Source organism: Campylobacter sp. CS_NA3 (assembly GCF_027797495.1).
GTDB lineage: Bacteria > Campylobacterota > Campylobacteria > Campylobacterales > Campylobacteraceae > Campylobacter_B.
This window is the reverse complement of sequence record NZ_CP115609.1, coordinates 449,829-463,982: the sequence shown is the minus strand read 5'-3', so window position 1 is coordinate 463,982 and position 14,154 is coordinate 449,829. Positions and strand designations below refer to the sequence as shown.

General features: G+C 33.6%; 10 protein-coding genes. 6 read left to right on the top strand and 4 right to left on the bottom strand.

All coding sequences use genetic code 11. From position 1 onward, the window contains the following. Positions 1-12 precede the first annotated feature (12 nt). The gene (locus tag PF026_RS02400) at positions 13-441 is read right to left on the bottom strand and encodes a hypothetical protein (RefSeq protein ID WP_270863418.1); all 429 of its coding nucleotides are present in this window, start codon (positions 439-441) and stop codon (positions 13-15) included. Beyond that, complete coding sequence (locus tag PF026_RS02395) at positions 438-1,154, bottom strand: DUF4198 domain-containing protein (protein WP_270863417.1); 717 nt, start codon at positions 1,152-1,154, stop codon at positions 438-440. The genes PF026_RS02400 and PF026_RS02395 overlap by 4 nt, the downstream gene beginning before the upstream one ends. Positions 1,155-1,350: 196 nt before the next feature. Here PF026_RS02395 and PF026_RS02390 point away from each other — a divergent pair, with 196 nt between their 5' ends. From PF026_RS02390 to rpsR, 6 genes are all read left to right on the top strand, one after another. Further along, positions 1,351-2,142, top strand: coding sequence for a hypothetical protein (locus PF026_RS02390; RefSeq protein ID WP_270863416.1), 792 nt, complete (start codon positions 1,351-1,353; stop codon positions 2,140-2,142). After that, positions 2,139-4,067, top strand: coding sequence for an RNB domain-containing ribonuclease (locus PF026_RS02385; protein ID WP_270863415.1), 1,929 nt, complete (start codon positions 2,139-2,141; stop codon positions 4,065-4,067). The genes PF026_RS02390 and PF026_RS02385 overlap by 4 nt, the downstream gene beginning before the upstream one ends. Further along, entirely contained in the window at positions 4,060-5,073 is a 1,014-nt protein-coding gene (locus tag PF026_RS02380; RefSeq protein WP_270860320.1) for a DNA polymerase III subunit delta, read from the top strand. Before PF026_RS02385 ends, PF026_RS02380 begins: the two co-directional genes overlap by 8 nt. A 93-nt stretch (positions 5,074-5,166) precedes the next feature. Next, complete coding sequence (gene rpsF, locus PF026_RS02375; protein ID WP_270860321.1) at positions 5,167-5,610, top strand: 30S ribosomal protein S6; 444 nt, start codon at positions 5,167-5,169, stop codon at positions 5,608-5,610. An 11-nt stretch (positions 5,611-5,621) separates the two neighbouring features. After that, positions 5,622-6,266, top strand: a complete 645-nt coding sequence (locus tag PF026_RS02370) for a single-stranded DNA-binding protein (protein WP_270863414.1) — start codon at positions 5,622-5,624, stop codon at positions 6,264-6,266. An 18-nt stretch (positions 6,267-6,284) separates the two neighbouring features. Continuing rightward, positions 6,285-6,545, top strand: coding sequence for a 30S ribosomal protein S18 (gene rpsR / locus PF026_RS02365; RefSeq protein WP_270863413.1), 261 nt, complete (start codon positions 6,285-6,287; stop codon positions 6,543-6,545). A gap of 37 nt (positions 6,546-6,582) precedes the next feature. On the opposite strand, the gene PF026_RS02360 is transcribed toward rpsR, so the two are convergent. Beyond that, complete coding sequence (locus tag PF026_RS02360) at positions 6,583-6,804, bottom strand: hypothetical protein (protein WP_270863412.1); 222 nt, start codon at positions 6,802-6,804, stop codon at positions 6,583-6,585. A 440-nt stretch (positions 6,805-7,244) separates the two neighbouring features. Continuing rightward, positions 7,245-12,485 carry a hypothetical protein gene (locus tag PF026_RS02355; protein WP_270863411.1) on the bottom strand — a complete coding sequence of 1,747 codons (5,241 nt, stop codon included), beginning with the start codon at positions 12,483-12,485 and terminating at the stop codon, positions 7,245-7,247. Positions 12,486-14,154 lie beyond the last annotated feature (1,669 nt).

The following is a 14,154-nucleotide window of genomic DNA, read 5'->3' as shown; positions in this document are numbered from 1 at the left end:
AAATTTGTAAATTTAATCTTTTTTACGATTTTTTATCATTATAATTACGCCAAAAAGCCCAAAAATAATGCCTATCACACTTAAAATTCCTTGATATTTTGCAAAAGCTAGCTCATCATATTTACTTATGCTAAAATCAGAATTTACCTCTATGCTAAATTCGCTTTTATGTTCGCCGTGGTCTGTATCACCGATGATTTCGATACGATACATTCCAGCTTTTGGCGGCAAAAATGCAAATTTACCGAATTCATCGGTTTGTCCGTTTTGCATAGCTATGGCGGAATTTTCGTAAAATACTTTAACTTCGCCGTAGCTTACGGGATCATTTTGCGAAAAAAAAGCACTTATGATAAGTGCTTTATCTTCTTTTACTGAGTAACTAATGCCGTGCGAAAAGGCAAAACTACAAGCAAATATCAGTAAAATTAGCTTTTTCATCTGATTTCAAAAGATATTGAAGTATTTATATTTAGCGAATTTGCATTTTCTTCAAAAATTTGTTCTTGCGTGTAAGCTGAAAAATTTTGAATACCAGCTTTTTTGATAGGCAAAAGAGCTATTCCAAATTCATCTGAGAAAATTTTTGGTTCGTCTTTTGCGGTATAAAAGCGAATATTTTTAGCAGCCTTTCCGTCTTTTAAGACAAGCACAGGCAAAGTATCTCCAACGCTCAATTTAAAAGGATTTGCAAGTGCGACTAGTTCCAATTTTAACCCCAAAGGTTTTATTAAATTCTCGCTCCAAACAAAATAGTTTTTGTTTATAGAAACGCTTTTTGTAGCCGCAAAAATCGTTCCTTTAACTTCCGATTTGTCGGCATTTTTGTGGCGCTTTTTATCGTCGCTAAAAATCGTGCCACCTGAGCTATACACGCCGATTAAAACAGCGGGAGCTTTTTCGGTTACGATTTCTTGCGAGATATTATTATCAAATTTATAATTGATACCGGTTTTTATCATCTCGCCGGTTTCGTCAAATGCGGTTGCATTTAAAAGTTGTTTAGGATTATACTCGTTAAATTTATCGGGTAAATGTCCAAACTTTGCCTCAAATTTGTTTTCACCGCTTTTGGTGATAATCAAATCATGTGCGAACGAATTTGTTGCTAAAAGGCAACTCAAAGCCAAAAAAGACAAAAATTTTGTTTTCATAAAAATCCTTTATGGTAATATTAAAAAAAACTTCGTATTATGCAATAATTATTATTAAAGTATTATTAAAATTTTATTAGTAATATCAATGTAAATAAAAAACATTTTGCTCACATTTTTTATAAAAAAGAAAAATTTTAAGGTTAAGCCAAAATTTGCTATGATACAAAAATTTTTCAAGGAAATTTATAAAAAAATGAATAAAACTATAAGTGAAAAAATAAAATCTTTGCCTAAATTTGATGATGAAATAGTCGAAATTTTGGAAGCTTTTGACAAATTTGGTGATGAAAAAATTTGCAAAAAATTGTCATATAAAAAATTCGATGAAAAAATTTTAAAAATCGCAAACAACAAATTTATAAAAACAAAATTTTCAAATTTAAACGAAGCCTTTGAATTTTATGGAAAAGACGAAATAAAGGCATTTTTTTTATTTTGCATTTTTTGCGAAATACTGCCGACAGGTTTAAAAAGTTACAAAATTTCAAGCGAACACTTTATTGAGATTTCACTTATGCGAAATTTAATAATGCACGAGTGGATAAAATCATATCCAAATGTCCCAAAAATCATACTTAGCATTGTTATTTTGATGGAATTTGGACGAATTTTCATCGATGAGCTTTTGCAAAAAAATAAAAAAGAGTATGAATTTTTATCTCTTGTTAAAACTTGCGTGTATCCGCAAGATTTCACCGATGTCGAGCAAGAATTCACAAGTGCCGACAGAGAAAGCGTTATAAGCAAGATTTTTTTGCATTTAGGACTTGATGAAATGGCGTATTTAGCGAGATTTTCTAGCTTAATCGATGATGCAGATTTTGATATAAAAATTCCGTGCGCTATGATAAAAGTCGTCAAAACGGTCGTAAATATCTACCACAGAGTCGATGAAACAAGCATAGATCATACGCTAAATTTGCTTGTTGAATTTGGTTTTGAACAAGAAGCATTTTTAAATTCAGTTAAAAAGATAGCACAATGAAAGAGTTTTTAAAATCCCTAAATTTAGGCGTTGATGAGAAAAATTTAAACTCAAAACAAAAAGAGTTAATGCGAAATTTGCAAAATATCGGCGCCATTAGCAACCACAAAGGCAAATTTTATCTAAATGATAGTTTTGTATTTGGCAAACTTGATATTTCGCAAGGCGGAACTGGCTATTTATCGGCATTTGATGAAAAATTTAAACAAGATTTGATTATCGAAAATAAGCACATAAACGCAGCACACTTTGGCGATATAGTCCTAGCAAAAATAATAAACACAAAAAAAGCAAGAATTCACGCAAAAGTGCTAATGTGCGTTGTTCCTGCGAATTTAACAAGCGTTGTTTTTACCAAAAAATTTGGAAATGAAATACTAGGCGTAAATGTAAAAACAGGTCTAGCTTCAAATTTAGCAGCCACGCAAAAGTCCCTAAAACAGCTACTTCCAAACACACTTTTAAAAATCGATAACCTTAAAAACGAAATCGTGGAAGTTTTAGGAAACCTTGAAGATCCGTGGGTAGATGAGAAAATTTCACTTGCAATTTACAATAAAAACGACGAATTTAGCGATGTTTGCGAGGAGCAAGCCACAAGCTTTGGCGATAGCGTTGATATTTCAATGTATCCTAATCGCGTAAATTTAAGCCATTTGCCATTTGTTACCATCGATCCAATCGACGCAAAAGACTTTGACGATGCTGTTTATTATGACAAAGAAAAAAACGAAGTCTATGTCGCAATCGCTGATGTCAGCGAGTATGTCAGCGAGTATTCGCCCATAGATAAGGAAGCAAAAATTCGTGGATTTTCCATATATTTTCCACACAAAAGTGTGCCTATGCTTCCACGCGCTTTAAGCGAAAACATCTGCTCATTAAAGCCGAATTTACCGCGACTTGCATTTGTTTTTAAAATTTCATTAGATGAAAATTTAGATGCCGAGAAAGAAGAGCTTTTTGAAGCCATAATCGTTTCAAAGCGCCGTTTTAACTACGACGAAGTCGATGAAATTTTGCAAGGCAAAAAAGAGTGCGAAGATGAAATTTTATCGTGGCTGTTACCGCTAGATAAATTAACACAAAATTTACGCAAAATTCGCCTTAAAAAGGGTTTTGATTTTCGCACACAAGAACTGCGTATGAGTATCGATGAAATGGGACTTTTAAAAAGCACAAGGTTTGAAACCGATACGCCATCTCACAAGCTAATCGAAGATTGTATGCTTCTAGCAAATAAAGCCGCCGCAAAACGCATTAGCAAGGGCGTTTTTAGAAATCACGGCACAGCAGATCTTAAAAAAATAGCAAATTTGCTTGATGATTTAGCGCTTTTTGGGATAGATGTCGCTTATGAAAGTGATATAGCAAAAATGGTTAGCAAAATTCAAGCTTTGGCTGATGATTTGGGCGTTAGAGAGCAAGTCGATAAACTCATCATCAAAGCGCAAAAACGCGCCGAATACGGCGTAGAGCCTTTGGGGCATTATGGGCTTGGATTTGAGCATTATACGCATTTTACAAGTCCGATTAGGCGGTATTCGGATTTGATTTTACATAGGCTTTTAAAAGCCGATATGTCAGGCGACACCAAATTTTACAACTATTTGCTTTTAAATATTGAAGAAACTTGCGAAAATTTAAATGTTTTAGAGCGAGAAGCCGACAAAGTCGCGTTTGATTTTATGGATCGCAAATTTGCTAGGTGGGCAGCGGAAAATCTAGGCAAAGTGGTTCGCTGCTATATAGATGAAAACGCAAATGCTGTAACTGCTAAGCTTGATGATAAATTTAAAGGGGCAAAAATTTATATTTTAAACTTCACGGCTGAGATTTTAACGCCTGTTTTAGTGCAAATCACAGAAGCAAATATTGCAAGCGGCACGATTTTAGGGAAAGTGGTAAAAAAACTCGATGTATAAAAAAGATTTAGATGCACTAATTTTTAACAAAAAAGTTCCAAATTTCATCTTGCTTCGCGGACAGGACGATTTCCAAAATGAGCTTTACGCAAAAAGGTTGATTGAGTATTGGCAAAGCGAAAATTTTATGAGTTTATATTTTAGCGAATTTGATTTTGAAGTGGCAAAAAGCTTTTTCGAGCCGTCTTTGTTCGGCGGCGAAAACACGCTTTATATCAAAACAAATTCGCAAATCAAAAAAGATGAGCTTAAAGTGCTAATTTCAATGTGCCAAAAAGATAGCGCAAATCGCCTAATTTACGAACTAAACGAAGAAGAAAAATCTGCCGCAAAGGATTTTACTAGTGCATTTGGTTCAAACGATGTGAGATTTTTTAAACCAAATAACACAAACGAAGCGATAAATTTGCTCGTGCAAAAATGCCAAATGTGCGGAGTTTTTCCAAATACGGCTGCGCTTGAAAAAATTTATAGTTTGCATAACGAAAATTTAAATTTAAGTGCAAATGAGATTGAAAAATTTGCAAATTTGCAGGTCGAATTAAATTTAGATAATGTAAAAAACCTTGTAACAGGGCTTAGCGAAGTAAGCTATGACGAGCTTTTTGACGAAGTTTTCTCGCTAAAACGCAACAATGATAATTTTAAAGCTAAATTCTTTGCTCTCACTCAAAACGGAATTTACAACGAAATCGAATTAATAAATAATTTTTACAGAAATATATATCGAATTTTTAAAATTCACAGCTATATCAAAAATTACGGCGCACCAGATTTTAAAAAGATTTTCGGCTACGCTCCGCCGATAAATTTGCAAAATAAAATGTCGGCATTAGCGTTAGCATTTGATACGCACGGATTTTTTGAAATTTTTAAAAATTTAAATTTAATCGAATTTGAACTAAAAACCAAAAAAAGTATCGAAAAAACAGAGTTTTTACTTGCTTCGCTTTTGAAATTTCAGCGAATTTTAGCCGATATGCAAAAGAATAAAAGCAAATATTAAGTAAATTTTAAATAAAATCACAAGTTGCATTTTTATGCAAAATCCTTGCTTGTAAAATTTTACTTACAAGCTATAAATCCACAAGGAGACTATATGAGACATTACGAGGTTTTATTCATCGTTAAGCCTACGCTTACAGAAGATGAAATCAAAACAAAAGTTGATTTCGTTAAAGAAATCATTACTAAAAACGGCGGCGAAATCGCTTCTGTTATTGAAATGGGTGCTAGAAAACTAGCTTACAAAATCGACAAATACGAAAGAGGCGTTTATTTTGTAATCTATTTCAAAGCTGAGCCAAATTTAATCGCTGAACTTGTTAGAAATCTACGATATAACGAAGATATTATAAGATTTTTAACAGTTAAATACGAAAACAAAAAAGAGATTGGTGCTTGGGAAAAACTAAGCAAAGGCATGAAACTTTCTCCTGCTAGAAAACCAAGAGAGCCACGAGAACCACGCGAAAAAGCTGAAAAAGTAGAAAAAGTTGCAGAAGTAGAAAATACAGAAGCTAAGGAAGAAAATCAAGAATAAAAGGCTAAAAAATGTTTAATAAAGTAGTTTTGGTAGGAAATTTAACAAGAGACATTGAGTTAAGATATTTGCAAAGTGGCACAGCTATCGGCAAGTGCGGTATCGCCGTTACTAGAAAATATAGCGGTGCAAACGGCGAGAGAAAAGAAGAAACATGCTTTATTGACATTGATTTTTTTGGCAGAACCGCAGAAGTAGCAAATCAATATTTGCACAAAGGTTCAAAAGTTCTTATTGAAGGTAGATTAAAATTTGATCAATGGCAAGATCAAAACGGACAAAACAGATCAAAACATAGCATTAGCGTAGAAAATATGGAAATGCTAAATTCTCCTTCACAACAAGGCGGAAATTATCAAAATAATCCAAATTCTAACTATGGCTCAAACGGCTACAATGGCGGCGGAAATTCTTACGGAAATGGCGGCGGTTACAATCAAAATGGCTATGCAAATAGCTACAACCAAAACAGCTACAATTCCTACGGAAATCAAAATTCGCAAAATAGCTACGGCTCATACGGCAATGCAAATTCGCAAAGCCAAAAACCAAATGAGAATTATGCTAAGCCAAAAGAAGCAGATTATAGTGAAAATATCCCAGAAGTAGATGTCGATGCCGACAAATACGACGGCGATGAGACTATACCATTTTAAATTTAAAAGGAAAAAACTATGGCAGATAAAAGAAAATATTCAAGAAAATACTGCAAATTTACAGAAGCTAAAATAGAGTTTATCGATTACAAGGACACTGCACTTTTGAAAAATTGTCTAAGTGAAAGATTTAAAATCATGCCACGCCGCTTAACAGGCACTAGCAAAAAATACCAAGAAATGGTAGAAAAAGCTATCAAAAGAGCGCGCCAAGCAGCACTTATCCCTTACATCGTTGATAGAAAAGATGTAGTTACAAACCCTTTTGAAAATCTATAAAATTTAAACTCAAAATAAGTTTAAATTTCAACAAATTTCAAACCCAAACCAGCCTTTTGCCACTTCGCAAAACGCTGGTTTTTTTATTATTCAAATATTTGTCATTGTGAAACAACCAGACGCCACCGTGGCAATCCGTAAATTTCAATACTATTTCCATTGCCATTGCTAGTTTTTTTGCAAATTTCGTTCCGTTGTCATTGCGATGATTTGCAAATTTGTTTAATTTGTCATTGCGAGAATTTGCGTAGTAAAACAAGCGAAGCGTTCGGCATAGCCGATGTTTCCTTGAAATTCGAAACAATCGCCAATGGTTAAATTTAAAATTCGGTTTTTTGGAAAATTTATAAAATTTGATGTTTTTTGGATTTTTGAATTTTACAAATTTATATTTTGGTTGTTTCAGCTCTGGCGATTGCTTCGTTCGTTTCACTCACTCGCAATGACAATAGAAATTCTAACAATTTGCCTTGGTTCTTACGATAGCAATTGAAACATAAAAAAAATAACAACAAAATTGCTTCTTATAAATAACAATGAAAACAAATTTAACGATTTCTCACACTGATGATAGAGATAAATTTACAACAAAAATTATTCATACAAAAAAAATTTAAACAATAAAAAAGCCTACCCGATTTCTCGGATAGGCTTAAAATTTGTTGATAAATTTAACAGCTAAAACGAGCAAATATAAATTTACCAGTCCATACGACCACTACCGTATCCTTTTATATCAGTTTCTTTATCAGATATCGCAGTAGAATTCAAATCCTGTTCTGAAATTATAAAATTACCTACAATATCTCCATCAGACTTTCTTCCTCCATGGCCACCCCAAGTACCTTGCAGCCTAAACACAATTTTAAACTGGTTATATGGTTGTGGCACTCCCACTCCATAGCCGTTAATACTGTCTATATATATTTTATCGGTTTCGCTACCTGTATCTGCATCCTTTGGTGAATATATAAACCATGGATGAGTTATAACTCTAACTATGCTACTTGTGGCTTCAGCAGAAAGATAACTAGTAGCTTCTACTCCAACTACTGTCATATTTGCTCTTGTGCCGGTTATTCTAGGTTTATCTAGTTTATACTCTCTTGCAAATCCATTAGCTATGTTAGCTGCATTATAAACATCGTAATCATTTGTGATAAACCCATTGTTTGCTCTTATATCATCTTCGTCTGCTTTTATACCATTAAACAAAGTAGCCACACCAGATGGCAAGTTTGTACAACCGTCTCTTTGACCGCAATAAATCATACTTCGTATATCAACAGGTATAGGAGTATTTATTGACCTACTTTTGGCTGTTCCACCGTCTGAAATTTCATTTACTTTACCATAGACAAAATATGCACTCTTTCCTATGGCATTATAAGTATCTAAGCCATGCTCAGTAATGATTTTATTTCTATACTCGTCATGAGACATAGTAGCTATGCTAATGTCTTCTGAGTGAGTTTCGGCATTTTCACTCTTTAATAATTCATAGTTTGCATTAAAGCTAGCTGGTGTTATAGTTTTATTTAAATCAGAAACATTTGTAATATCAAAGTCTGTATTTTGTATCAAAACCGGTCTATGTGGTTTTTTTTGCATTCTGTCAAAATTCACATATACCCTAGCCAAGCTAGCACCACTACCAGGCGCACTATGAGTAACAGTTCTGCCTTGGTTAAATGCAGTTGCTAAAATTTTGAAAATATCTGCTTTTGGATTATAAAGCCCTGATGAACTATCCTCCAAATTTATCACACCGCTATCACCACTAATGTCTGAATAAATATTCATAGCATATCTAAGTGGCAAAGGTCTTTGATTTTTGAAATATTCAGAATTAACATCTCTAGTGTTTATCTTAAAACATCTACTATCAAAACCAAAACTGTTATCTCTACAAGCATCTTCTGTAATCATCTGCGTAGTATCGGGAATAGGAATAGAATAATTTCCTTCTCCTAACTTATGCCTAAATGGCTCATAGCTATACGCGGATATTTTTTCAGCATTTAGCGTCGTTACATTACGATCAGCACATCTTAAATCGCCACTGAAAGTAGCATTGCTACAATCAAAATTAAAGCCTACATTTAAATTAAATTCATTTGCAAAACCACACCTTGCTACTGCTGTTCCATCGACATCTACTTTTCTACCGTCATAAAGTGTAGCAATGACATTTTTATAAACTTTACCTGAAATATACGCATCGGCACTTATGTTTAGTGGAGCTAAATTTTGCAACTGACCTGCATTCAAAAGAGCTTGATTTTTAAGACCATATGCAGAGTCAGCGACATCCGGTTGGTTAAAATATGTAAAAGCAAAACCACCTTTGATATTTTCGCTACCAAATATAGTTCCATTTTCATCAGAACCGATATTTCTTTGAGAGTTATTAAGTCCTGCTATCGCGACTTCTATTTTCTCAGGCAAATATCTAAGGACGATATATTGATCTTTTTCCATACCTACATCGCAACCTACTTTACCAAATTCATCAGGTTTGTTGCTGGTTGAGTTGATAACGCAAGTGCTGCCCCAGTATTTGCCATCCGGTCCTTTTCGTTCATCGAAAGTTTGATCGCCGCGGTTATCTGTCCATGAGTTATCATAAATACTCACTAAAACATCACCTACATTGTAGTAGTTAAAAATGGCACCCAAAGGTGGAGCGTCAAGGTCTTTAACCAACATAGCTGTATAAAGAGCTGCCGGAACCTTTTCTTTATCTTTTGGCTCTAAAAGACCTTGTGCTATTAACTCATTTGGAGAAAATCTATTTAATTGAGCATAGCCGTCTTCTAGTATATCTATCTTTTTAAGACCAAAATCAGCACTCAAACTAATGGCATTTTTATCCCAAATTTTTCTATATTCCACATCAAAAACTTTACTACCTATCTTACAACTTTCCACATACTTTCCAAATAGTTCTCGTTGGGTTCTGTTGCCATCTTGTGTTATATCGTCAGTTTTATCTACTACATATCCGCCATTTTCGAATTTAAATCCATTATAAGGAGTAGGCGTATTTGCACAAGTTCCTAATGTGCTATAAACACTATCATCTTTTCGTTTTTTCAAGTCCCTTTCTATATAAAAAGCCTGATTTTGTATGCCGCTATAACATTGATTTGATATAAAAGGTTTCAAATATGTCTTAACTTCCCTATATGCAGTTTCAACAAGAGTTGCATTATCTTCCATACCTTTTATGCTTAAAGAATTTAAATCATAACTTTTTCTTTGGCGAAATCTAAAACTTCCCAAATCCCCACCGATAACGGCATAGTAGTTAGGAACAGGGTTTCCTTTATTACTCGAAGCATAAAGCATTTTACTTAAAACATCGATATTTTCGCCATAATCTCCACCTACACGATAATTTCCCTCGTGTTTAGTAAGGCTTCCGTCGGTTAAATCATCTTTTAAATCAGTTTTGTTCATATCTATAAGCTTGACATATTTATCAGCAGAATCCATATCTACCGTAAAATACGCCGGCCGCACGACAAAGCTATCGCTATCGCAAATATGGAACGACCCGTCAGGCGACATCTCCGTTCCAAAGAAAGTATTAGCTTCGTTGATTTCATTTTTTATCGCTTCTAATTCTTCATCAAATTTTTTAATCTTATCTGCATTGATAAATTCTCCCGTTGCTTTGTCTTTTTCAAAGAATTTTTCGATAAGCTCTCTTTTATCATCTTTTGAAAGCGATAGACTATATCCTGTAACATACTTCTTATACAACATTTCAGTTTGTAATAAAACATAATGTCTTTGCGTAGCATTTTCATCTGCTGGATCAAATTCCACATCGCTCCATTCGCCTGTATCTCTATTATACTCTCCGACAGCATTAGTTTTATTCCAATCCCCTGCATACAAAGTGGTATTTGTATCAGGAGAAGTTAAACCTCTTGGAAAATAACTAAACATAAATGTTACACCGTCAAAAGCATCTTCTAACTCTACTTTTTTAATAGGCATAACCTTTTCTTTTTCACTTGCTTGATAATCCATAAATTCTGTATCATAGTTCATATATCGTGTGCCATCGACTCTAAATGGAAGCTTATATTTATCATCTATATATTTACAACCACTTCCAGTTCTAATGGCAGAAAGATATAACTTACCCGGTAACGGAAAATCTTGAAGTGTGCCGTCAAATTTTTCTTTGCCTTCTACTAAATATTTAATCCCCCATGTTCCATCAGGTAGTTTTTTATAATATTTTGCTTTGCACTTGCCGTCAGTTGTTTTTACAAAAATTCCAGAATAGTTCTCGCATATATCAAATTTATCTGAGTGATAATAGCACTCGCCTTTGCTATTTTTTTCGACACAGTATCTTTTAAATACATCATTTATATCCGGTTTAAAAATAACATTTACATTAAACGGAAGTTCGGCAACCTGCGTAAATAGCCTATCATCTTGCGATAAGGTTTTGTTTTTATCGGTAGCAGTATCACCGTAATCTTTAAAATTTTGATTTACTACTTTAAGTCCGTTTAAAAGCGAGATTGTTACATTATCATCTTTTGGCACACAACGCTCCATAATGCTCGTTGGTCCTTGCACTACTAGATCTCCAAGGTCCATAGCATAACCGACCGTATATTTAATAGGCGTATAAACGAATGTATTATTTATTGTCGCGTTAAATTCTAAATATGCAGATTCGCCTTTTTCTAAATCACCACCTTCTGGCTCACCACTACTTCCTACTATTCCTGCGTTTTTACCTACATAGAATTTTAACTCACCCTCTTTAAAAGTGTTAAACTTTTTGCCCTTGTAAATTTTATCTACACCTACATCTTTATTTTTACCACTTGCCCTATCAGCCTGTGTAGCAAAAACACCCTGAGTATCATCTTGTAGATATACAAATTCGGCATCATTTATACCGTCTAAGCCTTTTAGTGTAAGTCTATTATCTATACCTGATGAATTTGCTGTATAGCTATTGCTTCTACCTGTATTTACTTTGACCCATACCTTAGTTGCATCATCTCCACTGAGTTCGTCTTTGTTTCTGATTTCTGTTCGGTAGTATAATCTCTCTCCAGTTACTACCTTTACATCTTCTGGCTCTGCAACGCCTGTTTTAGGAGTTCCGTCTAGATTATAAAAGCCAAGCCAGCCTTTTGTATCATACATTTTTTGTTCGTAACATAGTTTTGGAACATAAAGATCGATTGAAACACCCATAAACGGAATATTAACACGGTTACTTCCATTTAGACCCGGCAAAACAACTTCACCAAGTCTTACTGCTAGAGTAGATTGGTTGTGTTCTAGTCTATTTGAAATATCAAATTCATCTAAGTCATAGCCTTGATAATATTCTTTTTTGCCACCATTATATACATAATTTCCGTCATTATCTACTGTTAGATAAGATTTTGAACCATTAAAGAAAGTGTCTCTATTTTTTTTATCGTTTGTATGATAAGGTGCTACTAATTCTAATCTATTCTTATCTATATCTGTTCTATCTTTTGATACAAAAATACCTTCTTGTTTATTTGGAGTTATACCATAGTTAGAACCAAAACCACCCACTACCAACTTGCCTTGAACTTTACCTTTTTTAGGAGTAACAAAACCTTTTATATCAAAATCAGCAATAATACTTGTTGCACCGCTGCTAGGTGGTTCTAACGATAAATACCCATCATACAAAGTAACATTTTTTGGCTTAAATACATTCTCTATGTATTCTTTAACATCACCTTTTATACCAATGCTTCTTGCTTTGGCATATTTTACATTATCTGGTATATCAGCATTATTTACATCTTTTTTAGGAAAATCAAGTCCCATTAACTCAGCCTGTGACTTCATAGATTTATCATAAACTAAAACTACATACCAACCCCCGAACGGCAAAAGTGGAGCTTGGGTGTCCATAAATCCTGCGGCTTTATTTCCAGTCTTCTTTCCTTTTTGTGTTGCATCAGCAATCCTATAAATTTGGTTACTTGCATATATACGATTGGCATTTATAGTGCCATATCTTGCACTCTTTTCGGTAGTTTTTATATCCCCAACTGCTATTTTTATTTCTTCTTCATAGTCGTTAAAATTTAATTTTATCTTATCTATAATATCAGTAGAACAAGTGTATTGTAGATTGTATCTTTTTTGATTTGTTGAAGCATGAGTAATGCCATTTAAATTTCTCTCCGAGTTATAGGCAAATAGTCCTTGACAAATATTTCTATGAATATTATAGGTATTATCTTTTAACTTTAATTTTACATCTTGATAACCAGCTATTTCTGGTATTTCAAGAATATCATTACTATCCCAAGAATTTTTCAATCCCTCGTTAGTATATAAAAAACCATACCAATACAGCCTGGCAAAAATTATATCATCTTTTGTTACACCCTTTGGAAGATTGATTGTATCTGCTGAGCTATTCAAAGCTCCACTTATGCCACCATCGCGGATAAAATCACCAATCCAACCTTTATTTGCATTATCACCAAGCGTACCACTATTACCTTTATTCATAGACTCAATAACAGGGTTTCCTGCTGTTACTATATCACCAAATACATAAGTCCCTCTCCCACCAAATCTAACATCAAGGCTCTTTTGTTGATTTTCTATATCTAAAACATCAATTTTGCTGAAATTGATTAGTTGCTTTTTATTATCAAATATATCCCCAAGACTTTTAGGAATCATTCCGTTGTTTGGAATTTCATTATCTCTTGGTTTATTGTTTTCACTAGTAGGATCTATCGGTTTTACAGCAGGGTGTGAATCGTCATAAACACTAAGATCAAGACAATCATACTCTGTATAATCACAAGCTCCAGCTGCGAAACTATATGTCGCAACCCCAAATAAAACCACAATGGCAGAAAAAGCTCTGCAAAATAAATCTTTCCCTTTCATAATACGACCTCCGTCAGGTTATGATTATACAAATTTTATCTATTTTATTACTAAATTCCTTAAAGAATTTATAAATTTAAATGAAAATTAAAAAGAAATTTTCGCAGAATTCAAAAAATTTGCAAATTTGCGTTAAAAATACCAATTTTTGGAACTTATATAAAACTGAATTTAAAAATTTTTTATGCATGAAATTCTAAATCGCACTCAAAAAAGTAGCTAAATTTAACAAAAAATTTATGAAAAATTCTATTTTTTAAGTTAATGGTAAAAATTTACTTTTTTTTGCAAATTCGCTTCCACTGTTATTGCGAGTTTTTGCAAAGCAAAAACGAAGCAATTATCTATCCATTGTCATTGCGAGAAGCGAAGCGACGAAGCAATCGCCAATGGTTGAATTTATAAATTCGGTTTTTGGAAAAATTTATAAAATTTGGTTGTTTTTGAATTTTTTAAATTCTGCAAATTTGCATTTTTGTCATTTTAACACTGGCGATTGCTTCGAGCCTATCGGCTCTCGCAATGACAATGGAAATAAAATTTGCGAATTCGCTTCCACTGTCATTCTGAGCGTAGCGAAGAATCTCCGTTTAAATTTTTATTTTGAAAATTTGAGATTATTCGCCTATCGGCTCAGAATGACGAAGTAGAAAGAAAATCGCTTCCATTG

What these genes read in the sequence shown, in the direction of transcription:
- PF026_RS02355 (WP_270863411.1), bottom strand. Translation starts at nt 12,485, where the DNA reads ATGGACACCCAAGCTCCACTTTTGCCGTTCGGGGGTTGGTATGTAGTT.
- PF026_RS02395 (WP_270863417.1), bottom strand. Translation starts at nt 1,154, where the DNA reads ATGAAAACAAAATTTTTGTCTTTTTTGGCTTTGAGTTGCCTTTTAGCA.
- PF026_RS02385 (WP_270863415.1), top strand. Translation starts at nt 2,139, where the DNA reads ATGAAAGAGTTTTTAAAATCCCTAAATTTAGGCGTTGATGAGAAAAAT.
- PF026_RS02400 (WP_270863418.1), bottom strand. Translation starts at nt 441, where the DNA reads ATGAAAAAGCTAATTTTACTGATATTTGCTTGTAGTTTTGCCTTTTCG.
- PF026_RS02390 (WP_270863416.1), top strand. Translation starts at nt 1,351, where the DNA reads ATGAATAAAACTATAAGTGAAAAAATAAAATCTTTGCCTAAATTTGAT.
- PF026_RS02370 (WP_270863414.1), top strand. Translation starts at nt 5,622, where the DNA reads ATGTTTAATAAAGTAGTTTTGGTAGGAAATTTAACAAGAGACATTGAG.
- PF026_RS02380 (WP_270860320.1), top strand. Translation starts at nt 4,060, where the DNA reads ATGTATAAAAAAGATTTAGATGCACTAATTTTTAACAAAAAAGTTCCA.
- rpsF (WP_270860321.1), top strand. Translation starts at nt 5,167, where the DNA reads ATGAGACATTACGAGGTTTTATTCATCGTTAAGCCTACGCTTACAGAA.
- rpsR (WP_270863413.1), top strand. Translation starts at nt 6,285, where the DNA reads ATGGCAGATAAAAGAAAATATTCAAGAAAATACTGCAAATTTACAGAA.